We start from the raw sequence: 24,764 nt of genomic DNA on the forward strand, positions 1-24,764 counted from the left end.
GTATATTCGCCCGTGCGGGACGGCAACGGACGAAACCGGTGAACCGGAACAACCCCGGAGGGCCCCTTGGAGATCCTGGCTTTCGGTGTGCAGGCCGACGAGAAGCCCCTGATCGAGCAGGCCTTCCGGGACCGGGGCCCGGTCCGCTGCCTGGACGTCTTCCTCACCGAGGACACCGCCCCCATCGCCGCCGGGCACGAGATCGTCTCCACGTCCGTCAACGCCGACCTCGGCGCGTCCGTCCTGGAGATCCTCGCGGCCGGTGGCACCCGGATGGTCGCCCAGCGCTCCACCGGTTTCAACAACATCGACCTGACCACGGCCGAGCGCCTCGGCATGACCATCGCGCGGGTGTCGTACTACTCGCCCCACTCCGTCGCCGAGTTCGCCTGGGCCCTCGCCATGGCCGTCAACCGCCGCATCGTGCGCGCCTTCACCCGCACCCGCGACTTCGACTTCCGGCTCCAGGGACTGATGGGCCGGGACATGCACGGGCGCACCGCCGGCGTCCTCGGCACCGGCAAGATCGGCGAGGCCTTCACCCGGATCGCCCACGGCTTCGGCATGCGGCTGCTCGGCTGGGACGCCGCCGAGAACCCGGCCTGCCTGGAGCTGGGCATGACGTACGTGCCCAAGGAGCGGCTGCTCGCCGAGTCCGACCTGGTCACCCTGCACGTACCGCTGATGCCGGAGACCCGGCACCTGGTGGACGCCGACGCCCTGAAGGCCATGAGGGACGACGCCATCCTGATCAACTCCAGCCGCGGAGGGCTGATCGACTCCGCGGCCCTGGTCACTGAGCTGCGCGCGGGCCGCTTCACCGGCGTGGGCCTGGACGTGTACGAGGCGGAGGCGGGCCTGTTCTTCCTCGACAAGTCCCTGGAACCCATCGCGGACGACACCCTGGCCCGCCTCGTCACCTTCCCGAACGTCCTGGTCACCTCGCACCAGGCCTACTACACCGAGGACGCCGTCCGGCAGATCGTCGGCACCACCGCGCGCAACGTCGACGACTACCGGGCCGGGCGCCGCTCGGAGAACGTGCTCGTGCCGCGCAGCTGACCGACCAGCTCCCGCACCACGGCCGCGCCGTTCAGCGTCAGCACCGACTCCGGGTGGAACTGCACGCCGGCGAAGCCGGGCCCGCGCAGCGCGTGCATCTCACCGTCGGCGGCGCGGCTCACCTCGATGCCGTGCGCGGCCAGCTCCTCGGCGGCGTCGTCGTCGCAGTGCGCGACGAAGCTGTTGTAGAAGCCGACCGTCTCCGGCCGCCCGAACAGGCCGATCTCCACCTGCGCCCCCTGGTACGGCACCTGCTTGCGGACGATGTCCAGCCCCAGTTCGGCCGCGATCAGCTCATGGCCGAGGCAGACACCGAGGACGCCGTGCCGGTGGTCCCGGACCACCTGCGTGGTCAGGGAGCGCAGGAAGCGCATCTTCGGGTCGGCGAGGTCCGCCGGATCACCGGGGCCGGGACCGAGCACCACCGGTCCCTCGTGCCCGAGCACCTCCTCGCGCAGGCCCGGCTCGTCGTAGCGCCGTACGGTCACCTCCAGGCCGCCGGCCCGCAGCACGTGCGCGAGCATCGACGTGAAGGTGTCCTCGCCGTCGACGACCAGGGCGTGCCCGGTCAGCTCCGCGGACGCCTCCTGCATCCGCAGCCAGAACGGGGCCAGCGAGGCCCGGCGCCCGTCCAGCGCGGCCCGCACCCGGGGATCGTCGGAGAGCCCGGGGCGGCCCTGTCCCGCACGCGGCGGTGCGGGCCGTACGCCGAGCGCCGCGAGGACGCCCGCCGCCTTCGCGTGGGTCTCGGCGACCTCGCCCGCCGGGTCCGAGCCGCGCACCAGCGTGGCCCCGACCGGTACCCGCAGCCGCCCGGCCGCGTCGATGTCGGCGGTCCGGATGAGGATGGGGGAGTCGAGGACCTGCGCACCGCCCGGGTCCCGGCCCAGCAGCGCCAGCGCGCCCGCGTAGTAGCCGCGCCCGCCGGCCTCGTGACGCCCGATCACCCGGCAGGCGTTCTGCACGGGCGAGCCGGTGACGGTGGCCGCGAACATGGTCTCCTTCAGCACCTCCCGCGCGTCCAGCGTGGACCTGCCCCGCAGCTCGTACTCCGTGTGCGCGAGGTGGGCCATCTCCTTCAGCCGGGGTCCGACGACCACCCCGCCCATGTCGCCGACGGTGCACATCATCTTCAGTTCCTCGTCGACGACCATCGACAGCTCCTCGATCTCCTTGCCGTCGGCGAGGAAGCCGAGCAGATGCTCGGGGGTGGGGCCACCGGCGGGGTAGCGGTAGGTCCCGCTGATCGGGTTCATCACCACCGTCCCGCCGGACATCCGCACGTGCACCTCCGGGCTGGCGCCGACCAGCGTCCGGTCCCCGGTGTGCACCACGAACGTCCAGTACGCGCCCCGCTCGCCCTCCAGCAGCCGGCGGAACAGCGCGAGCGCGTCGGCCCGGCCGAAGTCCGGGATCCGGCCCTCGTACGTCCGCCGGATCACGAAGTTGGCGCCCTCGCCCCGCCCGATCTCCTCGCGCAGCACCCGCCCGACGATCCCGGCGTACTCCTCGTCGCCGACGTCGAACCCGCCGCCCTCGACCCGCACCTCGTGCGCGGGGAGCTGTGCGAGGGCCTCGGCGAGCGGGAGGTCGTGGCGCTCCTCGGGGGTCAGCACCAGCAGCGGCGTGCCGTCGTCGCGGACGTCGAAGCCGCGCTCGCGGATCTGGCGGAAGGGAACGAGCGCGAGGCCCTCGTCGGGCAGATCGGCGAGGCGGTCGCGGTCGGCGACGGGGCCGACGAGGACCTCCACCGTGTCGTGGTCGAGGCCCGGGGTGCGGCGGTGCAGCAGGGCGAACGGACGGGGATCGTCCAGCAGGCCGAGCAGGTTCATGGTCCGTGGCTCCTTCTCGGGGGAGAGGAGCGGGCCGCCGGACACACCGAAGGCCGCCCCTCGGGCGGCCTTCGCGATGTCGTGGGTACGCGCAGTCAGTGGGCCGCCGGATGAGCGGTCCACCACCAGTCCTGGTTCCGGGTCGGGTGCGCGAACATGCCTTGACCCTAGCGCATCAGCAGCAGATCGAGGCTGCGGTCGAGGTGACGCGTCAGTTCGGCGCCCACCGGGAGGGTGGCGGGGACGGCGTGGGCGAGCTGGGTGTGGCCCAGGCAGACGCTGTAGGCGAGCAGCCCGGTCGGGGCGGCACGGCACGGTCGTCGAGGTACTGTCCGACGACGCCGAGCCGGCCGCCACCGGCTCTCTCGCCCGCCCCACCCGCCGCGGCCGGTACGTCCGGCTGCTCCAGCGCCTGCCCTGGGACCGCCCGTCCGCGGTCGACGTCCCCGCCTCGCCCTCGCGGCGTCCCGGGCGGGAGAGCGAGCCTCGTCTCACTTGGTGAGCGGCGGAATGGACGGCGCATCCGACCCCGTAATGTGGAAGCCGTGACCGTGAACGCTAAGACCAGCGCGAGTGCTGGCAACACCTGGCGAGACCTGCCCGCGGCGCAGCAGCCCGAGTACCCCGACACCGAGGCTCTGCGCGCAGTGATCGCGGACCTCGAGTCGTATCCGCCGCTCGTCTTCGCGGGCGAGTGCGACCAGCTGCGCGCCCGGATGGCGGCCGTCGCCAAGGGAGAGGCGTTCCTCCTCCAGGGCGGCGACTGCGCCGAGGCCTTCGACGCGGTGTCCGCGGACCACATCCGCAACAAGCTCAAGACGCTGCTCCAGATGGGCGCCGTGCTCACGTACGCCGCCTCCGTGCCCGTGGTGAAGGTCGGCCGCATCGCCGGCCAGTACTCCAAGCCGCGCTCCAAGCCGACCGAGACCCGCGACGGCGTGACCCTGCCGACCTACCGCGGCGACTCCGTCAACGGCTTCGACTTCACCGAAGAGGCCCGCGTCCCGGACCCCGAGCGGCTCAAGCGCATGTACCACGCCTCGGCGTCCACGCTGAACCTGGTGCGCGCCTTCACCACCGGCGGCTACGCCGACCTGCGCCAGGTGCACGCCTGGAACCAGGACTTCGTGAAGTCCTCGCCGTCCGGCCAGCGCTACGAGCAGCTGGCGCGCGAGATCGACCAGGCGCTCAACTTCATGCACGCCTGCGGGGCCGACCCGGAGGAGTTCAAGACCGTCGAGTTCTACTCCTCGCACGAGGCGCTGCTGCTCGACTACGAGTCGGCGCTGACCCGCGTGGACTCCCGCACCGGGCAGCTGTACGACGTCTCCGGGCACATGGTGTGGATCGGTGAGCGCACCCGGCAGCTCGACCACGCGCACATCGAGTTCGCCTCGCGGATCCGCAACCCGATCGGCATCAAGCTCGGCCCGACCACGACGGCCGAGGAGGCGCTCCAGTACATCGACCGCCTCGACCCCGAGCGGGAGCCGGGCCGGCTGACCTTCATCGTCCGGATGGGCGCGGACAAGATCCGCGACCGGCTGCCGGAGCTGGTGGAGAAGGTGACGGCCTCGGGCGCGACGGTGGCCTGGGTGACCGACCCGATGCACGGCAACACCTTCGAGGCCGCCTCGGGTCACAAGACCCGTCGCTTCGACGACGTGCTGGACGAGGTCAAGGGCTTCTTCGAGGTCCACAAGGCGCTCGGCACCCACCCGGGCGGCATCCACGTGGAGCTGACCGGCGACGACGTCACCGAGTGCGTCGGCGGCGGCGACGAGATCTTCGTCGACGACCTGCACCAGCGCTACGAGACGGCCTGCGACCCTCGGCTGAACCGCAGCCAGTCGCTGGACCTGGCGTTCCTGGTCGCGGAGATGTACCGGGACCAGTGACGGCGCGCCCGTGGGACGGGCGACAGCGTGCCCATGACATGGGCGGGGAATGGGGCGCGGGTCACACAGGATCCGCGCCCCCTCCACTTTTGTGGCCCCGGCGGGATGGGTAAGGTTAGGTTTGCCTCACCGATAAGTCGGGCCTCCGGTCATCGGTACGGCACGACCATGTACCCCGCTCGGGAGGTGAACCGCGTGTTCGTCTGCAGCTGCTTCGGTGTCACCGAGGAACAGGTGAAGAGCCACGCGGAAGCCGGTGCCTGCACGCCCCGGCAGATCGCCTCCGCCTGCAAGGCGGGCACCGACTGCGGCGGCTGCGTCCGGCGCATCCAGGCGCTGCTCGGCCGTGGCGCCTGCCCCCGCCGGCAGCTGATCGACAGCGGTGAGCCCGCGCTCGCGGCAGAGGTGCCCGAGGCGGCCTAGCGCGCCCCCGGAACCGCGGCCGGGCCGTGGCCGCCCGGAGAGAGGCCGCCTACACGGAGTCCGGCCCCGAGGAGTCCGGCTGGGACTGCTCGATCACCGTCGACAGGTACAGCGACTCGCCCAGCTTCTCGATCAGGTCGAGCTGGGTCTCCAGGTAGTCGATGTGGTGCTCCTCGTCGGCGAGGATCGCCTCGAAGATGTTGGCCGACGTGATGTCGTTCTTGCTCCGCATCACCGCGATGCCCCGGCGCAGCCGGTCGATCGCCTCGACCTCGATCTCCCGGTCCGCCTGGAACATCTCGGTCACCGTCTGCCCCACTCGCACATGGAACAGCCGCTGGTAGTTGGGCAGGCCGTCCAGCAGCAGGATGCGGTCCGTGAGCACCTCCGCGTGCCGCATCTCGTCGAAGGACTCCGCGCGCGTGTACTTGGCGAGCTTGGTCCAGCCCTTGTGGTCCTGCAGTTTCGAGTGCAGGAAGTACTGGTTGATCGCGGTCAGCTCGGCGGTCAGCTGCTCGTTGAGGAATTCGATGACCTCGGGGTCGCCCTGCATCGCATGGGCTCCTTCCGCACGGGAACTGGCAGGATGCGCCGCATGATTGCACCGGCAGCGAAGATCGTCCAGTAAGTCTTGACTTAGTAAGTAAGTACAGGCTTAGTCTTAAATGTCGGAGTTGCGGTTTTTGCCGGACATCGACTTGGCCAGTTCGGGAGCATCGCCACCGGTCTGTCAGGATGGAGACATGGGTCAGCCGGTGGGACGCGAGCAGGGAGAAGGCGGTACAGGAGGAGCGGTACGGCCCGGGCTCCCGCCGGGACAGCGGCTCCAGCGCGGCTGGCCCGTGACGCACTACGGGCCGGTACCCAAGTTCCGCCCGGAGCGCTGGGAGTTCCGGGTCTTCGGCGCCACCGCCGACGGTGAGAAGCACAGCTGGAACCACGAGGAGTTCACGGCCCTGCCGTACACCACCGTAGTGGCCGACCTGCACTGCGTCACCAAGTTCAGCATGCTCGGCTCGGAGTGGGGCGGCATTCCCGCCACCACCGTCCTCGGCCTCGCCCCGCCGGCTCCCGCGGTCACCCATGTGATGGTGTGGGCCGAGTACGGATTCAGCTCCAACCTCCGGCTGTCCGACTTCGCCGCCGAGCACACACTCTTCGCCACCCACAAGGACGGCGAACTGCTCACGGCCGAGCACGGCTTCCCGCTGCGCCTGATCGTGCCGCACCTGTACGCCTGGAAGGGCCCCAAGTGGGTCCGCGGCGTCGAGTACATGACCGCCGACCGCCGCGGCTTCTGGGAGGAGCGCGGCTACCACAACATCGGCGACCCGTGGCGGGAGCAGCGCTACTCCTACCAGGAGGAGCCCGGCGACGGCCCGGAGCTGTAGCCCGGTCTCAGCCGTCCCGGAGCTTCTTCAGCCGCTCCACGTCCGCCGCGTGCCCCTCCTTGCCGCCCGGTGTCTCGATGACCAGCGGCACGCCCTCGGTCGCCGGGTGCGTCATCAGCTCCCGGAACGGGTCCTCGCCGATGTGCCCGGCGCCGATGTTGGCGTGCCGGTCCTTGTGGGCCCCGGCCACGTCCTTGGAGTCGTTGGCGTGGATCAGCTTCAGCCGGCCCTCACCGACCGTCTCCACGAGCAGGTCCAGCGTCCGGTGCATGCCGTGCGGTCCGGCCAGGTCGTGCCCGGCGGCGAAGACATGGCAGGTGTCCAGGCACACGCCCAGCTTCGGATGGGCGTCCAGCGCCTCGAAGTACGGCCCGAAGTCCCAGGTGCGCGAGCACAGCGACGCGCCCTGCCCGGCGGTCGACTCCAGCAGCAGGTACGGGTCGTCGTCGTGGGTCAGTTCCTCCAGCAGCGGCAGCAGGTGCTCGCGCACCTGCTTCAGCGCCACGTCCCGCGCCCGGCCGCCGGTCGCGCTGCCGGTGTGCACCACGACGCCGAGCGCGCCGATGGCCCGGCCGCGCCGCAGCGAGTGCCGCAGCGACTGAACCGACCGCTCCACGGTCGCCTCGGTGTGCGAGCCGAAGTTGATCAGGTACGGGGCGTGGACGTACGCGGGCAGCGACCGGGCCGCGCACGCCTCGCGGAACGCCTCGTCCTGCCGTGGGTTGCCCGCCGGGGTGGCCCAGCCACGCGGGTTGGCGACGAAGACCTGCACGGCCTCCGCCTCCAGGTCACGGGCGTAGGACAGCCCCACGGAGTGCAGGCCGCCGGCCACGGGGACGTGGGCGCCGACGGGGTTGCGGACGGCGCCGGAGTGTTGCGTGTTCACCCGTTCAGGGTGCCATGCGGACGCCCTCGTCCCGTCGGCGGACCGGCACCCCGGGGACCGGCCCCGCGGGTACCGGCCCCGTCGGCGGACCGGCCCTGCGCGGCCGGGCCCGGGAAGGGCGGGCGGCGTCCGCGGGACGTCGCCCGGTGGCGTGCGGGCCGTGGCCGGGGTGGGTGGTGGCGTCAGCGGATGGTGATCGTGACGGTGGAGCCCTTCGGGGCCGTGTCGCCGCCCTCGACGGACTGCTCCTTGACGGTGTCGCCGAACAGCCCGAGCAGCCCGCGGTCCTCCTCGACCCGGAACCCGGCCTCCTGCAGCTCCCGCCGGGCGTCGTCGACGCTGTCGCCGACCACGTCCGGGACCTCGATCATCTCGGGGCCCTTGGAGAGGGTCAGCGTCACCGTGTCGCCCTCGGCGGCCCGGCTGCCGCTGCCGGGTGTCTGCCGGGCGACGCGGCCCGCGTCGTGCTCGGAGTGGACCCGCTCGGTCGCGGTCTTCACCTCGAGGCCGGCCTCCTCCAGCTCGGCCCTGGCCTCGTCCGCGTCGTCGCCGGTGACGTCCGGCACGTCGACCGGGCTGCCCTTGCTGACCGTGAGCGTGACGGCCGAGCCGGCGCGCACCTTGGTGCCCTTGGCCGGGCCGGTGGAGATCACCATGCCCCGGCGCACGTCCTCGCTGAACTCCCGCGTGACCATCCCGGGCTCCAGGCCCTGCTCCTTCAGCAGGGACCGCGCCTCCTCCAGCCGGTAGCCGTCGACGTCGGGGACCCGCACGGTCTCGGGGCCCTTGGAGATGGTCAGCGACACCGAGTCGTGGCTGCGGATGCGGGCGCCCGCCTTCGGGTCGGTGCTGATCACCGTGCCCCGCTCCACGGTGTCGCTGTAGGCCTCCCGCACCCGGCCGACGTCGAGCCCGGCCTCCTCCAGCCGGTCCCTGGCCTGCGCCTCGGTCTTCTCCAGCAGCGGCGGGACCTTGGTGAACTGCCCGGAGTTGATGTACCAGACGCCCGCGCCGACGCCGAGCACCATCAGCACGGCCACGACGACCGCCATGGGCCCTCGGCGCAGGGCGGTCCGGCGCCGGGGCGGCAGGGGCGGCGGGGACCGGAACCGGCTGGTGCGCTGAACCCCGTCGGTGCCGGCCCCACCGCCTCCGCCGTCGGGGCCGTCCCCGTCGACCGGCAGCGGCCGGGGGAGGGTCAGCGCGCGCGGGATCACACTCGTGCGGTCCTCGGCGTTGTCGTGCTCGGCGGTCAGCGCCTGCGGCGGCACCGCGTCGAGCTCCTCGTCGCCGAGCCGGGCCCGCGCCTCGCGGACCCGGGCGAGCAGCGCCACCGCGTCGTGCGGGCGGATCTCGGCGTTCCGTGCGGTCGCGGAGGCGACCAGCTCGTCCAGTTCGTACGCCATGCCGGGCACGGCGGCCGAGGGCGGCGGGACGTCCTCGTGGAGGTGCTGGTAGAGCACCTGGGCGGGGGAGTCCCCGGCGTGCGGCTTGCCGCCGGTCAGCATCTCGTACAGCACGACGCCGCACGCGTACACGTCGACCCGCGGGTCGGCGGTGCCGTGCTCGATCTGCTCCGGCGCGAGGTAGGAGACGGTGCCGAGGACCGAGCCGGTGGTGTGGGTGACGGTGTCCACGGCGCGGACCAGGCCGAAATCGGCGACCTTGACCCGGCCGTCGTCGCCGATCAGGACGTTCTCCGGTTTCATGTCCCGGTGGACGAACCCCGCGCGGTGCGCCGCGCCGAGCGCGGCGAGGACCGGTTCCAGGACGTCCAGCGCGGCCCGGGGCTGGAGCGCCCCGCGCTCGCGCAGCAGGTCGCGCAGGGTGCAGCCGGAGACGTACTCCATGGCCAGGTAGACGTACGCCCCGTCGGTGCCCTGGTCGAAGACCTGCACGACGTTGGGGTGCGCGAGCCGGGCCACCGACTTCGCCTCACGGATGAACCGCTCGACGAACGACGCGTCGGCCGCGAGCGTCGGGTGCATCACCTTCAGCGCGAGCACGCGGTCCAGGCGGGTGTCCACGGCCCGGTAGACCGTGGCCATCCCGCCGACCGCGATCCGCGCGTCGACGCGGTACCGGCCGTCGAGCACCTGCCCGACCAGAGGGTCCTGAAGGGTCGTGTCCACGCAGGTGAGTGTACGAGCCACCACGGACACCCGGCGGCCCGAAAGCCTTCACCCCCCGCTACTGAAGCGCACCTGTGACGCTTCCCACGCACGACGGGAAAACCCGGGCGACGCCGGATCAGAACGCGGGGCGCTCGGGGTCCAGCACCGCCAGCCCCTCCCCGGGAGACGACGCCGTCGCGAAGTGCCGCCGGGGGATCCGCCCCGCCAGCCGGGCCAGCCGCCCCGCCTCCACGGCACTGCGCATGGCGGCGGCCATCAGCACCGGCTCCTGAGCCCGGGTGACCGCCGAGGCCAGCATCACCCCGGCACACCCCAGCTCCATGGCCAGTGCCGCGTCCGACGCCGTCCCGGCCCCCGCGTCCAGGATCACCGGCACGCGCGCGTGCTCCACGATCAGCTGGAAGTTGTGGGGGTTGCGGATCCCGAGCCCGGACCCGATCGGCGACCCCAGCGGCATGATCGCCGCGCAGCCGACGTCCTCCAGCTTCCGCGCCAGCACAGGATCGTCATTGGTGTACGGCAGCACCGTGAAGCCGTCGTCGACCAGCGTCTCCGCGGCCTCCAGCAGTTCGATCGGGTCCGGCAACAGCGTCCGCTCGTCGGCGATGACCTCCAGCTTGACCATGTCGGTGCCGAGCGCCTCCCGCGCGAGCCGGGCGGTGAGCACCGCCTCCCCGGCGGTGTAGCAGCCCGCGGTGTTCGGCAGCACCCGGATGCCGAGCCTGTCCAGCACCGACAGCACGGACCCGTGCACGGACGGGTCCACCCGCCGCATGGCCACCGTGGTCAGCTCCGTACCGGAGGCCACCAGCGACCGCTCCAGCACGTCGAGGCTGGGGGCCCCGCCCGTGCCCATGATCAGGCGGGACGTGAAGGACGTACCGCCGAGGACGAAGGGATCGTCGGCCATGGGTCAGCCTCCTTGGACGGCGGTGAGGACTTCGACGCGGTCGCCCTCGGCCAGCGCGGTGGACGACCACCGCGCGCGCGGGACGACGGTTTCGTTCAGGGCGGCGGCCACACCGGACGGCGCCTCGGTGAGGGTCCCCACCAGGGCGTCGAGCGTGGTTCCGGGAGCCACCTGACGCGGCTGCCCGTTGAGCGAGACGGTGACCGGAGTCTGTGCGACCTGGGTGTTCATGCGGACTGCTCCGTGAGGGCGGGGGCGGCGTCGAAGCGCCGAGGCGAGAAGGGGCGGGCGTCCTGCGGGAGGTCGCCCGTGGTCAGGGCGTGCGCCATGACGTCACCGGTGACGGGCGTCAGCAGCACGCCGTTGCGGTAGTGGCCGGTGGCCAGCAGCAGGCCGTCCAGGGCGCTCGGGCCGAGGATCGGCGCGTTGTCCGGGGAGCCGGGCCGCAGCCCCGCCCGGACCTCCGTGAAGGGCAGCTCGGTGAGTCCCGGCACCAGCTCGTGGGCGTCGCGCAGCAGCTCGTACACGCCCCCCGCGGTGACCGTGGTGTCCCAGCCCATCTCCTCGCTGGTCGCGCCGATCACCAGTTCGCCGTTCTCGCGGGGCACCAGGTAGACGTGGTTGCCGCGGACCACGGCGCGCACCGTCCGGCTCAGCAGCGGCGCCGGGTGCTGCGGCATGGACAGCCGCACCACCTGCCCCTTCACGGGCCGCACCGGTGGGCGGACGTCGTCCGGGACCCCCGCCAGCCGCCCGCTGAGGCTGCCCGCGGCCAGCACGGTCCGCCCGGCCGCCAGCCGGGTGCCGTCGGCCGTGACGACACCGGTGGCCCGGTCCCCGGCGACCGTGAGCCGCTCGGCCCGCACCCGGTGGAGGACCACGCCCGCCCGCTCGCAGGCGGTCACCAGCGCGTGGGCCAGGCGCCGGGGGTCGATCTGATGGTCGCCGTCCACCCGGAGCCCGCCGCGCACGCCCGGCGCGAGCATCGGCTCCAGGCGCCGGCAGTCACGCCCCGACAGCCACTCCGACTCCAGACCGCACTGCCCCTGGAAGGCGTGCAGTTCCCGCAGGTGGGCGCGGTCGTCGGCGTCCAGCGCGACGGCCAGGGTGCCGCAGCGGCGGTAGCCGAGGGCCTGCCCGGAGGCCTCGGCCAGCTCGGCAGCGAACTGCGGATAGCGGCGGGCCGAGGCGAGGTTCAGCGCGAGCAGGGTCTGCTCGCCGTAGTGCAGCTCCGTGACGGCGGCCAGCATCCCCGCCGCGACCTGGGCGGCCCCGCCGCCCGGTTCGGGGTCCACCACGGCCGTGGTGAGCCCGCGCTGCGCGGCCCGCCACGCCGTGACCAGGCCGATGATCCCGCCCCCGACGACGAGGACGTCCGAGGTGCCCGTGCTGCTCGTGGGCGGCGTACCTGTGGGCGACATGGGCGTCCAGCCCCTCCCTTCGCCGGCATGACCCGGATCAGGTTCGTACGGTCGGAGGCCGCCAGCCTCCCTCTCAGCCCGGTGCGTCCGGGCTCCCGCGAGTGCCTTACGTTGGCCACCCTAACGGTTCGTTCACCGCCTCTGTAAGGGAGCATCCGCCCGTGGCACGCCCGCTCGACGGTCTCGTCCTCGCCCCCGTCGCCGACCAGGCACCCGGCCAGGTCGGTACCGGCACCCGCTTCACCTACCACGAGAAGGACGGCGTCGTCTGGGCCGAGTACGCCGGCGGCGACGTCGTACGCGGCCATCTGGTGGGCACGCGGGAGGGCGACCGGCTCGACTTCCGCTACGTGCAGCTCAGGACCGACGGCAGCACGGCGTCCGGGCACTGCGTGTCGACCGTCGTCGACCTGCCGGACGGGAGGGTGCGGCTGGAGGAGAGCTGGGAATGGGAGTCGGGGCCGGGGCGCGGCACCAGCGTTGTGGAGCAGGTCACGGCGCACGGCCGCTGACTGACAAACCGTCAGGTGTCTAAGGTGATCAGGTGAGCGAGCAGACGCGGGAACGGGGACGGGAACAGGGCGCGCCGCCCGGCCACGTGGTCGTGGTCGGCGCGGGCATGGCCGGTGTGCAGACGGCGGTGGCCCTGCGCGAACAGGGGTTCACCGGCACGGTGACGCTGATCGGCGCGGAACCCCACCAGCCGTACGACCGGCCGCCGCTGTCCAAGGCGGTGCTGCTCGGCACGGCCGAGGGCTCCGCCTTCGACGTCGACTTCGAGGCGCTCGGCATCGAGCTGCGGCTCGGCTGCGAGGCACGGGACCTGCGCCCCGGAGCGCACGTCCTGGACACCTCCGCGGGCCCCGTCCCGTACGACGTCCTCGTGCTGGCGACCGGTGCCGAACCGGTCCGGCTGCCCGGCATCGAGGGCGTGCCCGGCGTGCACCTGCTGCGCACCCTGGACGACGCCGAGCGGCTGCGCCCGGTGCTCGTCCGGCAGCACGACATCGTGGTCGTCGGCGCCGGCTGGATCGGCGCCGAGTTCGCCACCGCGGCGCGCGAGGCGGGCTGCGCCGTGACCGTCGTGGAGGCCGCCGACCGGCCGCTCGCCGGCGCGCTGCCCGCCGAGGTCGCCGCCCCGATGACCGCCTGGTACGCCGACGCCGGCGTCGATCTGCGCACCCACGCGCGCGTGGAGCGCGTGGAGCCCGGCGCCGTGGTCCTCGACGACGGCACGCGCGTACCGGCCGGCGCGGTCGTCGTCGGCATCGGCGCCCGGCCCGCCACCGCCTGGCTCGCCGGCAGCGCCGTCGAGCGGGGCACGCACGGCGAGGTCCTCGCCGACGACCGGCTGCGCACCTCCGTGCCCGACGTCTACGCGGTCGGCGACTGCGCCTCCTTCCCCTCCGGCCGCTACGGCGAGCGGCTGCTCGTGCACCACTGGGACAACGCCCTCCAGGGGCCGCGGACGGTGGCCGCCAACATCCTGGGCGCGGCCACCGGCCGGGCGCCCGCGCTCTACGATCCGGTGCCGTACTTCTGGTCCGAGCAGTTCGGGCGCTTCGTCCAGTACGCCGGCCACCACGCGTCGGCCGACACCACGCTGTGGCGCGGCGACCCGTCCGGCCCGGCCTGGACCGTCTGCTGGCTGCGCGAGGGCCGCCTGGTGGCCCTGCTGGCCGTGGGCCGGCCCAGGGACCTCGCGCAGGGCCGGCGGCTGATCGAGTCCGGTGCGCGGATGGACCCGCGGCTGCTCGCGGACCCGGCGAGGCCGCTGAAGTCGGCGACGGCGTAGGGGCCTGGCGCGCGCGGGTCGTCCGTGGGGCGGCCCCGGGCGGGCTCCTCACCCGTCCGCCCGACCCGGACGGGTCCGGCTTCCGACTGTCAGTGGCAGATGGCAGGCTTGAGACGTGACCGAGATTGACGCAAAGACCGATGCTCTCGTCCCCGCCTGGCTCACCCTCCCCGACATCGCCGAGATGCTCGGCGTCGAGGTGACCCGCGTGCGGCAGCTGGTCAAGGAGGGCCAGCTCATCGCCGTACGCCGGGGGGAGAACAGGGCGCTGCACGTCCCCGCGGACTTCATCGACGGAGACAAGGTCGTCAAGGGCCTGTCCGGAACGCTGACGCTGCTGCGGGACGACGGCTTCACGGTCGAGGAGATGCTCGAGTGGCTCTTCACGCCCGACCCGTCCCTGCCCGGCACCCCCGCGCAGGCACTGCGCGAGAACCGCGGCACGGAGGTGAAGCGCCGGGCGCAGGCCCTCGCCGTCTGACCCGCCGCACCGACGGCGTACGGGGCCACGGCCGACCGTGGCCACGGCGACCGCGGCCACGGCCGGGCACGGCCACGGTGAGCCGTGGCCCCGTACGCCACGGACAGAGACACCGACACCGACACCGACACCGACACCGACACCGACACCGACCGGTACCCTCCGATCCGCTGACGAGGGCGGCCGGATCTCCGGACCGCCACCGACACCGACCGGGGGCACACCGGTCCGCCACCGGCGCCGGCCGGCTCGCCCGGCCCGCCACGACAACGGGGGACACCCACGCATGGCCGACACCGCAGTCACCGCCCGCGCCCGGCTCGCCGACGCCCGGCTCTACCTGTGCACGGACGCCCGCAAGCGCCAGGGCGACCTGCCCGAGTTCCTGGACGCGGTGCTGGCCGGCGGCGTGGACGTCGTGCAGCTGCGCGACAAGGGCATGGAGGCGGCCGAGGAGCTGGCCCACCTGGAGGTCTTCGCCGAGGCGTGCGCCCGGCACGGCAAACTCCTCGCCGTCAACGACCGCGCGGACGTCGCCCACGCCACCCGCGCCGACGTGCTGCACCTGGGCCAGGGCGACCTGCCCGTCCCCGCCGCGCGCGCCATCCTCGGCGAGGACGTCCTGATCGGCCGCTCGACCCACGCCGAGCCCGAGGCCGCCGCGGCAGCCGCGCAGGACGGCGTGGACTACTTCTGCACCGGCCCGTGCTGGCCGACCCCCACCAAGCCCGGCCGCCACGCGCCCGGCCTTGACCTGGTGCGGTACACGGCCGCGCTGGGCACGGACCGGCCCTGGTTCGCCATCGGCGGCATCGACCTGGGCAACCTCGACCAGGTCCTGGACGCCGGGGCCCGCCGGGCCGTCGTGGTCCGGGCGATCACCGAGGCGGACGACCCGGGAGCGGCGGCGGCCGAGTTCGCCAAGCGGCTGCGCCAGGTCTGAGCCGCGCCGGCCGCCGGGGTCCGCCGGCAGCGTCCAGCCGCCGGGGGTCCGCCGGCCGTGTCCAAGGGATGGACAGAAAATCGACAATCCGGACGAAATACCTGCGTCCGGTTGGGGGACCGACGACCCCTGGCTAACCTGCCCGTATGGCCCTCGGAACCGCATCCACCAGGACCGATCGCGCACGCACGATTCGCGACATCCTGGCCACCGGCAAGACGACGTACTCGTTCGAGTTCTCCGCGCCGAAGACGCCCAAGGGCGAGAAGAACCTGTGGAGCGCGCTGAGGAGGGTCGAGGCGGTGGCGCCGGACTTCGTCTCCGTCACCTACGGCGCCGGCGGCTCCACCCGCGCCGGCACGGTCAAGGAGACCCAGCAGATCGTCGCCGACACGACGCTGACCCCGGTCGCCCACCTCACGGCCGTCGACCACTCCGTCGCCGAGCTGCGCAACATCATCGGCCAGTACGCCGACGCGGGAATCCGCAACATGCTCGCCGTGCGCGGCGACCCGCCCGGCGACCCGATGGGCGAGTGGGTCCCGCACCCGCAGGGCCTGACCTACGCGGCGGAGCTGGTCCGGCTCATCAAGGAGTCGGGAGACTTCTGCGTGGGCGTGGCCGCCTTCCCGGAGATGCACCCGCGCTCCAGCGACTGGGACACGGACGTGTCGCACTTCGTCGACAAGTGCCGGGCCGGCGCCGACTACGCGATCACGCAGATGTTCTTCCACCCCGAGTCCTACCTGCGCCTGCGCGACCGGGTCGCCGCGGCCGGCTGCGACACCCCGGTGATCCCGGAGGTCATGCCGGTGACCAGCGTGAAGATGCTGGAACGGTTGCCAAAGCTCAGTAACGCCTCGTTCCCGGACAGCCTCAAAGAGCGGATCCTCACAGCGAAGGACGATCCGGCGGCTGTACGCTCCCTTGGGATCGAGTTCGCCACGGAGTTCTGCGCGCGACTGCTGGCCGAGGGTGTCCCCGGCCTGCACTTCATCACGCTCAACAACTCCACGGCGACCCTGGAAATCTACGAGAACCTGGGTCTGCACCACCCCCCGCAGGCCTAGACCGGTCGCACGTACATACGACACACTGCGTAGCGGCCACTGGGAGAGGGGCGTACATGGGCTGGACGGTCCTCTACATCGCGTTCGGCATCGTCGCGTTGTGGCTGCTGGGTGAGGTGCTGCTGCAGTACAAGGCGCGCCTGCGCTGGCGGCTGCTCGCCTTCGTCGGCTTCCTCGGCGTGGTGGTCGGCGTGCTGATCCCGTCCGTCGTCGTCATCGCGCTGGGCGCCGCCGCCTTCGCCGTCGGACAGACCTACGTGACCCTGTCGTTCCGCCGCGGCTTCGCGGCCGGCTGGGCGGTCAACGCCCCGGCCGGCCTCGTCGGCAGCCGGCGCGCCCGGCCCGAACGGGGCCGCCAGGAGCCGACGTTGGAGGTCTCCGGCCTCGAGGCGTCCGACCCGGCGTACGGTTCGGAGTACGGCGACGCCTCCCCCGCACGCGACCGCGACGCCGGCTCCTACGGCTACGACGACCACGACCGCGACGACGTCTTCACCCCGGCGCGCCCCGCCGAGCCCACGGCGGCGGAGACCACCGCGGTCTACGAGCCGCAGCCCATGCCGGACGACACCGGCTCCTACGGCGTCTACAGCGACACCGGCTACGGCCAGGAGCAGCACGCCCCGGCCGCCGCCCACACCGCCGACGCCTCCTACGCCTACGACTACTCCGGCTACGGGCAGCAGGGCTACTACGACACCGGCGGCGAGCAGCAGTACGCCGCCTACTCCGACCCGTACATCGGCACCCACACCTACGGCGGCGCCGGGTACGACACCGGCTACGGCACCACCGGCCGGCAGGGCTACGAGCAGCAGGGCTACGGTCAGGACCCGTACGTCACCGGCGGTTACGGCGAGACGCCGCCCGGCGGGGTGTGGGTCCCGCAGCAGCGCAGCACCGACGAGCCCTACGGCGGGGAGCTGCCGCCGGAGCAGCCCTACCCCTACCAGGGCGACGGGCAGCAGCCGCAGGGGCAGGGCTTCGACGAGCAGTACCGCTTCTGACCCGCCGGACCGGGTGCGGGGGCCGGGTCACCGGGAGTCCCCGACGGGGCCGGTCACTGGGAGCCGCGGAACTGCGGACCCTCCACGATCAGCCCCGCCACCAGCGCCCCCGACATGCCCGCGTGCGGCAGACCGCCGCCGGGGTGCGACCAGCCGCCGACGGTGAACAGGCCCTCGACGCGCGTGCCGTTCGACGCGTGCAGCAGCCGGCCGCCGGCCGCGGCCAGCGCCGGAGCCGGCACGGCCCCGCCCTCCGCCCCGGTCGCCTCGGCGACGTCGGCCGGGGTGAGCGTCTCGTGCCACAGGAGACGGTCGCGCAGCCCGGGCACGGCGCGCCCGGCCACGGTGAGCAGCGACTCGACGTGTCGCTCGACGTCCGGCACGCCCCCCGGGGCGCCTGACGCGGGCACCGCCGCGGTGACCGTGACCGCCTCGTGGCCGTCGTCCGGGACCAGCCCCGGGTCGTCCGGCCGCAGCACCGTCACCGTCGGGCGCGCGGCCATGGCCGGTGCGGTGCCGAACAGCGTCTCCAGCTCCGCGTCCCGGTCCTGCGCGTGCACCACCGTGCGATGCGCCGTGCCCGCCGGCCGGCCGCCGCGCAGTGCCAGCAGCACCGTGAGCCTGCTCGCCGCCGTGCGCCGCGGCGGGGCCTCGTCCGGCCCGCGCACCGCCGCGCCCCCGGTGAGCCGGTCCAGCACGCCCGGCGCGACACCGGCGACCACGAACCCGGCCTCGGCCACCGCGCCGTCGGCCAGCTCCACCCCCGCCACCCGGCCGTCCTTCTCCACGATCCCGGTGACCTCGGCCCCGAAGCGGAACTCCACCCGGCGGGCCAGACAGCGCTCGTACACCGCGCGGGCCAGCTCGCGCAGCCCGCCGCGCACGTACCAGGTGCCGAAGGCGTGCTCCATGTACGGCAGCACGGCGGCACTCGCCGGAGTGCGCCGCGGGTCCAGCCCCCAGGCCAGGGCGTGGCTCTCCAGCAGCGCGGTGAGCCGGTCGTCGCGCAGCTCCCAGGCGCCGACCTCGGCCAGCGTGCCGGCCCGGCGGGTGCGCAGCAGCCGCTTGTGGGGGACCGCCGGATAGGGCTCCCGCTCGCCGAGCACCCGCCAGTCGGGCCACAGCGGCTCCTCCAGCAGCGGTCTGCGCGTCCGGTCCCAGGCCTCGCGGGCCCGCACCAGGAAGTCGCCCCAGCGCCGAGCGGCGTCGGGGCCCAGCGCCTCGCCCAGGGCGGCGACGACACCCGCGCGCGAGGCGTTCGGCAGCGCGACCTCGGTGCCGTCCGCGAACACGTGCCGCGAGGACGGGTCGACCTGGACCAACTCGGCACACCGCTCCAGCGGCTCCTTGCCCGTCTTGACGAAGAGATCCCGCCAGACCGCGGGCAGCGGCAGCAGACCGGGGCCGGCGTCGAAGCGGAAGCCGTCGCGCTCGACGCGGCGCACCGCCCCGCCGTACGTGTCCGAGCGCTCGTACACCACCACCCGGTGGCCCGCGACCGCCAGCCGCGCAGCCGCCGCCATCGCGCCCATGCCGGCGCCGATCACCGCAATCCGTGCCATGCCGGGGACTTTATCGACCGCCACCGACAACCGGACCCGAGGGGCCCGTGACCAGCGCCGTTGCGCTCACTGGGCCGGAACGCGCAGGTCTGAGTATCCGTACCTAGTCGCCGAGATGAGTACCGGCGCGGATGGGGCCGGGCCCGCGCCGACGAGAGAGTGGAGGCACGGAAAGGGGCGCGGCTCCAACACCGGCGACACGGGGCGCCGGAACGGGGCGGCCCGCGATCCGCTCCTTCCGCCGGCCGCGGTCGGCGGGAGCGAGACACGGGGGGACCCGGGGGACGACCGAGAAGAACGGGGGTCCAACGGGGGGACGTACGGGGGAGCACGAGGGAGCGCCGGTCCGGTGACGGCCCGCGGGGGACGCGGCCATCGCGGACCGGCGCTTCTTCTCGTCGCCGCCCGCCTCCCGCTCCCTCCCGTCGTGCCGGGGGGCGCTCAGGGGCGGCCGGACACGCGTCCCTGAAGGAGACGGGACAGGGCCGCGTGCACGTCGTCCAGGGAGCGCTCCGGCTGGAAGGACTTCCAGTCCAGGGCGGCCACCAGCACCATCCCGACCAGCGCGGCGGCCGTCAGCTGAATGTCGATCTCCGCGCTGAACTCCCCGGCCGCCACACCCTCGCGCAGCACCCCCTCGACCACGGCGACGGCCTCCTGCCGCACCACCAGCAGCGTCGACTGCCAGGCCCGGTTGGTGCGCCACAGCTCGGCCACGTACAGCTGGGTGAAGGCCGGGTAGCGGTCGATGAAGACCAGGCCCGCGCGGACCATCGCGTCCAGGGCGTCGACCTTGCTGCCGCCCGCGCGCGCCGTGTCCTCGGCCGCCTCCTTCAGGGACGCGGTGAGGAGCCCCACGCCGTGCCGCAGCAGTTCCTCGAAGAGCACGGACTTGCTGGCGAAGTTGTAGTAGACCGTGCCCTTGGCGACCCCGGCGCGTTCGGCGATCTCGTCCACGGTGGTGGCCGAGAAGCCCTGTTCGGCGATGAGGGTGACGGCCGCCTCGTAGAGCTTCTGCCGGGTGGCCTCGCGCCGGCCGCGGCTGCCGGGCGGGGCGGTGCTGCTGCTTTCCATGGCCCTGATTGTCACAGGAACCGACGCCGAAGATCGCACGGACCGGCTCACAGGGTCAGCTCCGGGTGCAGCCGGTCCAGCGTCCACACCTGCCGGCGGCGGGCCGACAGCGCGGTCAGCGCCAGGGCGCCCAGCGTGAACGCGGCGAGCACCACGCACGCGTGCCACACCGGTTCCAGGCCACCGCCCGTGATGAGCCGCCGCAGCGCCTCGACGACGTAGCTCATCGGCAGGAACGGGTGCAGCGCGTTGAAGAAGCCCGGGGACGTCTGCACCGGGTACGTGCCGCCCGCCGAGGTCAGCTGGAGCATCAGCAGCGCCAGGACCAGGATCCGGCCGGCCGCGCCGAAGCGGGCGTTCAGCCACTGCACCAGGGCGGTGAAGCAGGCCGTGACCAGGAACAGGAAGCCGACCGTGCCGGCCGCCCGGGCCATCTGGAGGCCGACCGCCCAGTGCAGCACCGACATCAGCGCCACCGTCTGGAGCACCCCGATCGCCACCACCGGCAGCCAGCCGGCCAGCGCGATCCGCCACGCCGAGGCGCCCGCGGCGAGCGCCCGGCGGTTCATGGGTGCGATCACCATGTAGGCGACCATCGCGCCCACCCACAGGGACAGCGGGATGAAGTACGGGGCGAAGCCGGTGCCGTAGTTCGGCGCCCGGTGCAGGTTGTCGGAGACGAGCCGCACCGGGTCCGCCATCACGCCGGTGCGCCGGTCGCGGTCCTTCTCGTCGTAGTCGGGGATCTGCTTCGCGCCGTCGTGGAGGCCGCCGGCCAGCTCGGTGGAGCCGTCGACCAGCTTGAACATGCCGCCGTTCAGGTCGTCCGCGCCCGTCTTCAGCTTGCCGACGCCCTCGTCCAGGTCCACGGCGCCGGTCTTCGCCGTGCCGAGTCCCTTGCGCAGCTTCTCGGCGCCGGCGGCGACCTTCCCGGCCCCGTCGTTCAGCTTGTTGATCTTCTTGACGGCGTCGTCGAGGTCCTCGGAGAGGTTCGGCGCGCGCTTCGCCAGGGCCGTCGCCTGCTTCTCCAGCCTGGCGAGGTTCTCGTCGAGCTTCTTCAGGTCGCCGTCGTGGTCGGCGACGATCGTGTGGAGGTCGTCGGCGATGACCGCGACGTCGGCCGCCGTGTCCCTGGCGTCCTTCAGGTCGGCGCAGGCGGCGTCCGCCGGCACCGGCTCCTCGCAGCGCCTGCTGTGGATGCCGGTCAGGGTCTTCTCGGCCTTGTGGGCGCGCTCGGCGGCGTCCGGGGCCCGCTCCACCAGGGTGTCGAGGTTGTCGCGGATGAACCCGGAGGAGTCGGCGACCAGCCGGGCGGTGTCGCCGATGGTCTTCTCGTTGTCCTTCAGGAAGGGGCCCACGTCGCCGTTCAGCCCGTTGATCCGGTCGGCGAGCCGCTGTGTGCCCCCGGCGACCTGCTGGGCGCCGTCGTCCAGGTCGCCCGCGCCCTTGTGCAGCTTCTTCAGCCCCTTGGCGAGATCGCCGCTGCCGTCCTGGGCGTCCTTCAGGCCGTCGGCGAGGTCCTTGGAGCCCTTCTTGGCCTTGCCGATGCCGCCCTTCAGCTCGTCGGCCCCCTCGGCCGCCTTCACCGTCTCGCCGTGGATGTCGGAGAACGAGATGAAGATCCGGTCGAGGAAGGACCGCGACGCCTTCGTGGACGCCGCCTGACGCACCTCGGCGAACACCGTCCGGGAGATCTGCCCGACGATGTAGTTGTTCGCGTCGTTCGTACGCACCCGCAGGGCGCCGGTCTCCGGGGAGTCACCCGAACTGGAGGCGATGCGCCGGCTGAAGTCGGCGGGCATGGTGAGCGACAGGTAGTAGGTGCCGTCCTCGACGCCCCGGCGGGCCTCGGCGGCGCTCACCTGCTTCCAGTCGAAGACCTCGCTGTCCACCAGCCGCTCGGTGATGTCGTCGCCCGCGGTCAGCTTCTCGCCGTCGGCGGTGGCCCCCTGGTCCTCGTTGACGAGCGCCACGGGGATGCGGTCCATCCGCCCGTACGGGTCCCAGAAGGACCACAGGTACAGGGCGCCGTACAGCAGGGGCAGCACCAGCAGCGCCACCAGGGCGGCGCGCGGCAGACGCCCCCGTCCGAAACGCCTCAGCTCAAGCGCGGCCAGCCTCGGCGAACGCATCGCCGGCCTCCTTCGGGTCGATGTCGGTGCGGCCGGCGTGGCCGGACCCGCCGTGCTCGGGGGACTCGGCGTGCTCGGCAGATTCGGCGGGCTCGCCGGTGCGGGGGGCGTCGTCGGCGTCGGGAGCCGCGTCGGCGCCGGACGCGTCGTCGGTGTCGGGAGCCGCGTCGGCGTCGGATGCGTCGTCGGTGTCGGAACCCGCGTCGGCGTCGGAGGCCTCGCCGGCGCCCGAAGTGCCGTCGGTGCCGGAGCCCCGGGTCGACACCCGTACCGCGCCCCGAGGAGCCTCCGCGCACACCGCCACCACGGTCGTGCCGGACCCGGCGATCGATTCCAGCAGCGACCAGACCTCGGCCCGCTCGGCGGCGGAGAGCTTCAGATCGGCGTCGTCCACGCCCAGCAGCCGCGGCCCGCCCAGCAGGGCCAGGGCGATGGACAGCCGCAGCGCCTCCACGCGCTCCAGGTCCCGTACGGCCGTACGGGACCCCTTGGGCAGCGCCTCGAGGTCGAGTCCGGCGGCCCCGAGGGCGCGGTCGATGCGCGACCGGGCCCGCGCCGCCCGCTCGGCCCGGGGCCGCAGCAGGCCGCGCAGGGCGTCGCCGAAGCGGCGTTGCAGCAGCGCCCGCTCGCGCAGGTGCTCGTCCACGGTCAGCGCCGGTTCGAGGTCGGTGACCCCCGGCACGTGCGCGAGCGCGCTGACCCGGCGCAGGGCGGCCATCTGCCGGGGCAGCCGCAGTCCGCCCACGGCGGCCGTGCCCTCGGTGGGCTTCATCCGCCCCGTGAGTGCCAGCAGCAGACAGGTGCGGCCCGACCCCGACGGCCCCTCCAGCGCGATCAGCGAGCCCGGCGCGGCGTCCACGTCCACCCCCCGGAACGCCCAGCCGCGCGGCCCGCGGAGCCCGAAGCCGCGGGCCGTGACGTCCAGCCCGTGCGGACCGTCCACAGCTCCCACCCCCTGAGAAGGGCACCGGGACCACCGGCGCCCACATATTTGAACTGACTGGTCAGTGCAAAAACTAGCCCGAACGGTCGAGCGAAGCAAAAGCCCAGGTGTCCGGTCTCTGTCGACCTGGCGAATGTCCGCTGTAGTTGGCGAGTTGCACGCCGGTCGTCTCGGTGATCTTGGCGAAGTTGGCGAACGTCATGCGCCACGGCGCAACAGTGCGGAGGTGTGCGCGGGCGGTGTGCTCGTCGCGGACCTCGTTAGCGAGGGAGTCACCCCTCAGATTCGTGTGACACACATCACGCAAACACTCGGAGGGGCCAGGCACCTGAAGTTGGTGTTAGAGCGCTCTGGTGTCCCTCTGCCCCTCGGGCAGAGGTCTCGATCGTGAAGGACAACCGCAGTGAGCAAACCCAAGCGCTGGCGAAAGGCCGACCAGGAGCCGTACACCCTGGGCGAGCCCTCGGCCTCGCTGTCCCCGCTGGCGCAGGAGCAGTGGGAGGAAGTCAGGCGCAACGAGAAGTCCCTCCGCCGGTACACCCGCGCGTGGGCGACGGCCGAACACGAGACCGAGGTCTTCGTGAAAGCCACGGAGAGCCTGCACACGAAGCTGGAGAACAGCGGTCCCGTCGAGGGCAGTGTGCTCGCCTATATGAAGACGATCTGCAAGCGCGAGGCGGGCCAGCACCGCAAGAAGATCGCGGAGCAGCACAAGCGCGCGCTCCTCGTCGGGGACGACACCTACCTCTTGGACACCGAGGACTCGGCCACCGCCGAGGACGCCGTGGTGCTGAAGGAGATCCGGGAGTCGCTGAACGAGAAGCTGCCGCTCCTCAGGAAGGTGTTCAGCGGCCAGCAGTACGTGGTCTTCCTGCTCGCCGAGGCCGAGGGCATGAACTCCGTCGAGATCAGCGAGGCGTTGGGCGGCACGGTGTCGCCGGGCGCGGTCCGCCAGTCGTTGAAGGCGGCCCGGGACAAGCTGAAGCGCCCCGCGATCCGGGCGCGTCTGGGGGTGTCGCCCCTGGCGGAGTAACCGTTCCCCCGGGTGCACGGGATGCCCCGCTGGCCAGCGTTCCGTGCACACCGAGGGTGGGTTGCTCCACCCACCGCTCGTGAAGGAGAGAACGAGAGATGGAAATGACGAAACGCCGCCCCAGGGCGAGCTTCACCCTGTGGGTCGGGTCGTACTTGGCCCTAGCCTGGGCCATGGTCGTGCACCTGGTCGATCGGGTCCTGCTGTTCTTGACGCCGACGCCGCGGAAGCGGCCGGCGCGTCACTCGGTGATGACCTTGGCCGCGCTCGCGGCGCTGTTCACCTCGCGGGGGACGCGGGAGGCGGCGCACAGGAACAACTAAGCCGCTGAATCGGGCCGGGGTTCTCCTAACACGGGAGGGCCCCGGCCCACTGATGTATGTGCCAGCACGCAACGTGCGGGACTGGGCTCGCGGTGAGCCCGGGTAGAGGGGCCGCTCGGGTAGCGGGCGCCCCGGACTGAGGGGCCAGTGCCAGTGCACGTCACGTTCGACTTCGGCACCGTCGTATGGACGGTCATGGGGATTCTCGCCGGGTTCGGCGCCTACCAGTGGTCCCAGCCGACCGCCCCCACCACGCCGACGGCTCAGCCCGCGGGTATGAGCAAGGGCGAGCGGCTGGTCCTTGCGCTCACTGCGGCCGTGGCGGTTATCACGATCGGCAGCTACCTTTCGGGCGGCGTCGAGAAGGTCGAGATCGACAAGCCCAAACCGTCGGTCAGCGTGACCACCCGGGCCTGAGGAGGCGCTGGTCCGCGAGTTGGACA

Annotated in this window: 25 protein-coding genes and 1 riboswitch; of the genes, 13 read left to right on the forward strand and 12 right to left on the reverse strand. The window is 72.9% G+C overall.

Features of this window, described 5'->3' with window-relative positions:
• The first annotated feature begins 66 nt into the window (after positions 1–66).
• Positions 67–1,062: a 2-hydroxyacid dehydrogenase gene (locus tag ACZ45Q_RS10235; protein ID WP_468257731.1), complete on the forward strand. Its 996-nt coding sequence runs from the start codon at positions 67–69 to the stop codon at positions 1,060–1,062.
• Here the strand turns inward: ACZ45Q_RS10235 and ACZ45Q_RS10240 are convergent.
• On the reverse strand, positions 1,014–2,894 hold the full coding sequence (locus ACZ45Q_RS10240) for an anthranilate synthase family protein (protein WP_468257734.1): 1,881 nt from the start codon (positions 2,892–2,894) through the stop codon (positions 1,014–1,016). The genes ACZ45Q_RS10235 and ACZ45Q_RS10240 overlap by 49 nt on opposite strands.
• 95 nt (positions 2,895–2,989) lie before the next feature.
• Complete coding sequence (locus ACZ45Q_RS10245) at positions 2,990–3,052, reverse strand: trp operon leader peptide (RefSeq protein WP_468258577.1); 63 nt, start codon at positions 3,050–3,052, stop codon at positions 2,990–2,992.
• 387 nt (positions 3,053–3,439) lie between these two features.
• Between ACZ45Q_RS10245 and ACZ45Q_RS10250 the strand changes: the two genes are divergently transcribed.
• Together ACZ45Q_RS10250 and ACZ45Q_RS10255 are read left to right on the forward strand one after the other, a co-directional pair.
• Positions 3,440–4,792, forward strand: coding sequence for a class II 3-deoxy-7-phosphoheptulonate synthase (locus tag ACZ45Q_RS10250; protein ID WP_468257736.1), 1,353 nt, complete (start codon positions 3,440–3,442; stop codon positions 4,790–4,792).
• A gap of 168 nt (positions 4,793–4,960) precedes the next feature.
• Complete coding sequence (locus ACZ45Q_RS10255; RefSeq protein ID WP_468257739.1) at positions 4,961–5,215, forward strand: (2Fe-2S)-binding protein; 255 nt, start codon at positions 4,961–4,963, stop codon at positions 5,213–5,215.
• A 49-nt stretch (positions 5,216–5,264) separates the two neighbouring features.
• Here the strand turns inward: ACZ45Q_RS10255 and bfr are convergent, their stop codons facing one another.
• A complete protein-coding gene (gene bfr, locus ACZ45Q_RS10260) occupies positions 5,265–5,768 on the reverse strand; it encodes a bacterioferritin (protein ID WP_468257741.1) in 504 nt (167 codons plus the stop codon).
• 190 nt (positions 5,769–5,958) lie between these two features.
• Here bfr and ACZ45Q_RS10265 point away from each other — a divergent pair, with 190 nt between their 5' ends.
• On the forward strand, positions 5,959–6,606 hold the full coding sequence (locus tag ACZ45Q_RS10265) for a sulfite oxidase-like oxidoreductase (protein WP_468257744.1): 648 nt from the start codon (positions 5,959–5,961) through the stop codon (positions 6,604–6,606).
• Between the two features lie 7 nt (positions 6,607–6,613).
• Here the strand turns inward: ACZ45Q_RS10265 and ACZ45Q_RS10270 are convergent, their stop codons facing one another.
• From ACZ45Q_RS10270 to thiO, 5 genes are all read right to left on the reverse strand, one after another.
• Entirely contained in the window at positions 6,614–7,492 is an 879-nt protein-coding gene (locus tag ACZ45Q_RS10270; protein WP_468257746.1) for a deoxyribonuclease IV, read from the reverse strand.
• Between the two features lie 182 nt (positions 7,493–7,674).
• Positions 7,675–9,624: a Stk1 family PASTA domain-containing Ser/Thr kinase gene (gene pknB / locus ACZ45Q_RS10275; RefSeq protein WP_468257749.1), complete on the reverse strand. Its 1,950-nt coding sequence runs from the start codon at positions 9,622–9,624 to the stop codon at positions 7,675–7,677.
• A gap of 118 nt (positions 9,625–9,742) precedes the next feature.
• Positions 9,743–10,537, reverse strand: coding sequence for a thiazole synthase (locus ACZ45Q_RS10280; protein WP_468257751.1), 795 nt, complete (start codon positions 10,535–10,537; stop codon positions 9,743–9,745).
• 3 nt (positions 10,538–10,540) lie between these two features.
• A complete protein-coding gene (gene thiS, locus ACZ45Q_RS10285; RefSeq protein WP_468257754.1) occupies positions 10,541–10,768 on the reverse strand; it encodes a sulfur carrier protein ThiS in 228 nt (75 codons plus the stop codon).
• Entirely contained in the window at positions 10,765–11,958 is a 1,194-nt protein-coding gene (gene thiO / locus ACZ45Q_RS10290; RefSeq protein ID WP_468257756.1) for a glycine oxidase ThiO, read from the reverse strand. Before thiO ends, thiS begins: the two co-directional genes overlap by 4 nt.
• Positions 11,956–12,067: riboswitch (TPP riboswitch) on the reverse strand. It overlaps the preceding gene by 3 nt.
• Positions 12,068–12,119: 52 nt before the next feature.
• On the opposite strand from thiO, the gene ACZ45Q_RS10295 reads away from it, so the two are divergent.
• The 6 genes from ACZ45Q_RS10295 to ACZ45Q_RS10320 all read left to right on the forward strand — a co-directional run bounded on the left by ACZ45Q_RS10295 (position 12,120) and on the right by ACZ45Q_RS10320 (position 17,254).
• Complete coding sequence (locus ACZ45Q_RS10295; protein ID WP_468257759.1) at positions 12,120–12,470, forward strand: avidin-fold protein; 351 nt, start codon at positions 12,120–12,122, stop codon at positions 12,468–12,470.
• 32 nt (positions 12,471–12,502) lie between these two features.
• Positions 12,503–13,753, forward strand: a complete 1,251-nt coding sequence (locus ACZ45Q_RS10300) for an NAD(P)/FAD-dependent oxidoreductase (RefSeq protein ID WP_468257762.1) — start codon at positions 12,503–12,505, stop codon at positions 13,751–13,753.
• Positions 13,754–13,868: 115 nt separating this feature from the next.
• Positions 13,869–14,234, forward strand: a complete 366-nt coding sequence (locus ACZ45Q_RS10305) for an Rv2175c family DNA-binding protein (RefSeq protein WP_468257765.1) — start codon at positions 13,869–13,871, stop codon at positions 14,232–14,234.
• 286 nt (positions 14,235–14,520) lie between these two features.
• Positions 14,521–15,177, forward strand: coding sequence for a thiamine phosphate synthase (gene thiE / locus ACZ45Q_RS10310; RefSeq protein ID WP_468257768.1), 657 nt, complete (start codon positions 14,521–14,523; stop codon positions 15,175–15,177).
• A 146-nt stretch (positions 15,178–15,323) separates the two neighbouring features.
• Positions 15,324–16,247, forward strand: coding sequence for a methylenetetrahydrofolate reductase [NAD(P)H] (metF, locus tag ACZ45Q_RS10315; protein WP_468257771.1), 924 nt, complete (start codon positions 15,324–15,326; stop codon positions 16,245–16,247).
• Between the two features lie 56 nt (positions 16,248–16,303).
• A complete protein-coding gene (locus tag ACZ45Q_RS10320) occupies positions 16,304–17,254 on the forward strand; it encodes an SCO2102 family sporulation regulator (protein ID WP_468257774.1) in 951 nt (316 codons plus the stop codon).
• A gap of 53 nt (positions 17,255–17,307) precedes the next feature.
• Here ACZ45Q_RS10320 and ACZ45Q_RS10325 read toward each other — a convergent pair whose 3' ends face one another.
• The 4 genes from ACZ45Q_RS10325 to ACZ45Q_RS10340 form a co-directional block, all read right to left on the reverse strand.
• Complete coding sequence (locus tag ACZ45Q_RS10325) at positions 17,308–18,816, reverse strand: phytoene desaturase family protein (RefSeq protein ID WP_468257777.1); 1,509 nt, start codon at positions 18,814–18,816, stop codon at positions 17,308–17,310.
• A 441-nt stretch (positions 18,817–19,257) separates the two neighbouring features.
• A complete protein-coding gene (locus ACZ45Q_RS10330; RefSeq protein WP_468257780.1) occupies positions 19,258–19,890 on the reverse strand; it encodes a TetR/AcrR family transcriptional regulator in 633 nt (210 codons plus the stop codon).
• 47 nt (positions 19,891–19,937) lie between these two features.
• Positions 19,938–22,022 carry a YhgE/Pip family protein gene (locus ACZ45Q_RS10335; protein ID WP_468257782.1) on the reverse strand — a complete coding sequence of 695 codons (2,085 nt, stop codon included), beginning with the start codon at positions 22,020–22,022 and terminating at the stop codon, positions 19,938–19,940.
• The gene (locus tag ACZ45Q_RS10340; protein WP_468257785.1) at positions 21,994–22,965 is read right to left on the reverse strand and encodes an ATP-binding cassette domain-containing protein; all 972 of its coding nucleotides are present in this window, start codon (positions 22,963–22,965) and stop codon (positions 21,994–21,996) included. The genes ACZ45Q_RS10335 and ACZ45Q_RS10340 overlap by 29 nt, the downstream gene beginning before the upstream one ends.
• A gap of 403 nt (positions 22,966–23,368) precedes the next feature.
• Between ACZ45Q_RS10340 and ACZ45Q_RS10345 the strand changes: the two genes are divergently transcribed.
• The 3 genes from ACZ45Q_RS10345 to ACZ45Q_RS10355 all read left to right on the forward strand — a co-directional run bounded on the left by ACZ45Q_RS10345 (position 23,369) and on the right by ACZ45Q_RS10355 (position 24,738).
• Positions 23,369–23,998 (forward strand): RNA polymerase sigma factor, encoded by a 630-nt coding sequence (locus ACZ45Q_RS10345; RefSeq protein WP_389614124.1) that lies wholly within the window; start codon positions 23,369–23,371, stop codon positions 23,996–23,998.
• Positions 23,999–24,096: 98 nt separating this feature from the next.
• Complete coding sequence (locus ACZ45Q_RS10350) at positions 24,097–24,321, forward strand: hypothetical protein (protein WP_389614122.1); 225 nt, start codon at positions 24,097–24,099, stop codon at positions 24,319–24,321.
• A gap of 147 nt (positions 24,322–24,468) precedes the next feature.
• A complete protein-coding gene (locus tag ACZ45Q_RS10355) occupies positions 24,469–24,738 on the forward strand; it encodes a hypothetical protein (RefSeq protein WP_468257789.1) in 270 nt (89 codons plus the stop codon).
• The last annotated feature ends 26 nt before the right edge of the window (positions 24,739–24,764 follow it).

The sequence above is a fragment of the Streptomyces sp. NPDC031049 genome, assembly GCF_055571015.1.

Coding starts and splice junctions, on each gene's coding strand:
- ACZ45Q_RS10240 (WP_468257734.1), bottom strand. CDS start 2,894: ATGAACCTGCTCGGCCTGCTGGACGATCCCCGTCCGTTCGCCCTGCTG.
- ACZ45Q_RS10255 (WP_468257739.1), top strand. CDS start 4,961: ATGTACCCCGCTCGGGAGGTGAACCGCGTGTTCGTCTGCAGCTGCTTC.
- bfr (WP_468257741.1), bottom strand. CDS start 5,768: ATGCAGGGCGACCCCGAGGTCATCGAATTCCTCAACGAGCAGCTGACC.
- ACZ45Q_RS10265 (WP_468257744.1), top strand. CDS start 5,959: ATGGGTCAGCCGGTGGGACGCGAGCAGGGAGAAGGCGGTACAGGAGGA.
- ACZ45Q_RS10280 (WP_468257751.1), bottom strand. CDS start 10,537: ATGGCCGACGATCCCTTCGTCCTCGGCGGTACGTCCTTCACGTCCCGC.
- thiS (WP_468257754.1), bottom strand. CDS start 10,768: ATGAACACCCAGGTCGCACAGACTCCGGTCACCGTCTCGCTCAACGGG.
- thiO (WP_468257756.1), bottom strand. CDS start 11,958: ATGTCGCCCACAGGTACGCCGCCCACGAGCAGCACGGGCACCTCGGAC.
- thiE (WP_468257768.1), top strand. CDS start 14,521: ATGGCCGACACCGCAGTCACCGCCCGCGCCCGGCTCGCCGACGCCCGG.
- metF (WP_468257771.1), top strand. CDS start 15,324: ATGGCCCTCGGAACCGCATCCACCAGGACCGATCGCGCACGCACGATT.
- ACZ45Q_RS10320 (WP_468257774.1), top strand. CDS start 16,304: ATGGGCTGGACGGTCCTCTACATCGCGTTCGGCATCGTCGCGTTGTGG.
- ACZ45Q_RS10325 (WP_468257777.1), bottom strand. CDS start 18,816: ATGGCACGGATTGCGGTGATCGGCGCCGGCATGGGCGCGATGGCGGCG.
- ACZ45Q_RS10330 (WP_468257780.1), bottom strand. CDS start 19,890: ATGGAAAGCAGCAGCACCGCCCCGCCCGGCAGCCGCGGCCGGCGCGAG.
- ACZ45Q_RS10335 (WP_468257782.1), bottom strand. CDS start 22,022: ATGCGTTCGCCGAGGCTGGCCGCGCTTGAGCTGAGGCGTTTCGGACGG.
- ACZ45Q_RS10350 (WP_389614122.1), top strand. CDS start 24,097: ATGGAAATGACGAAACGCCGCCCCAGGGCGAGCTTCACCCTGTGGGTC.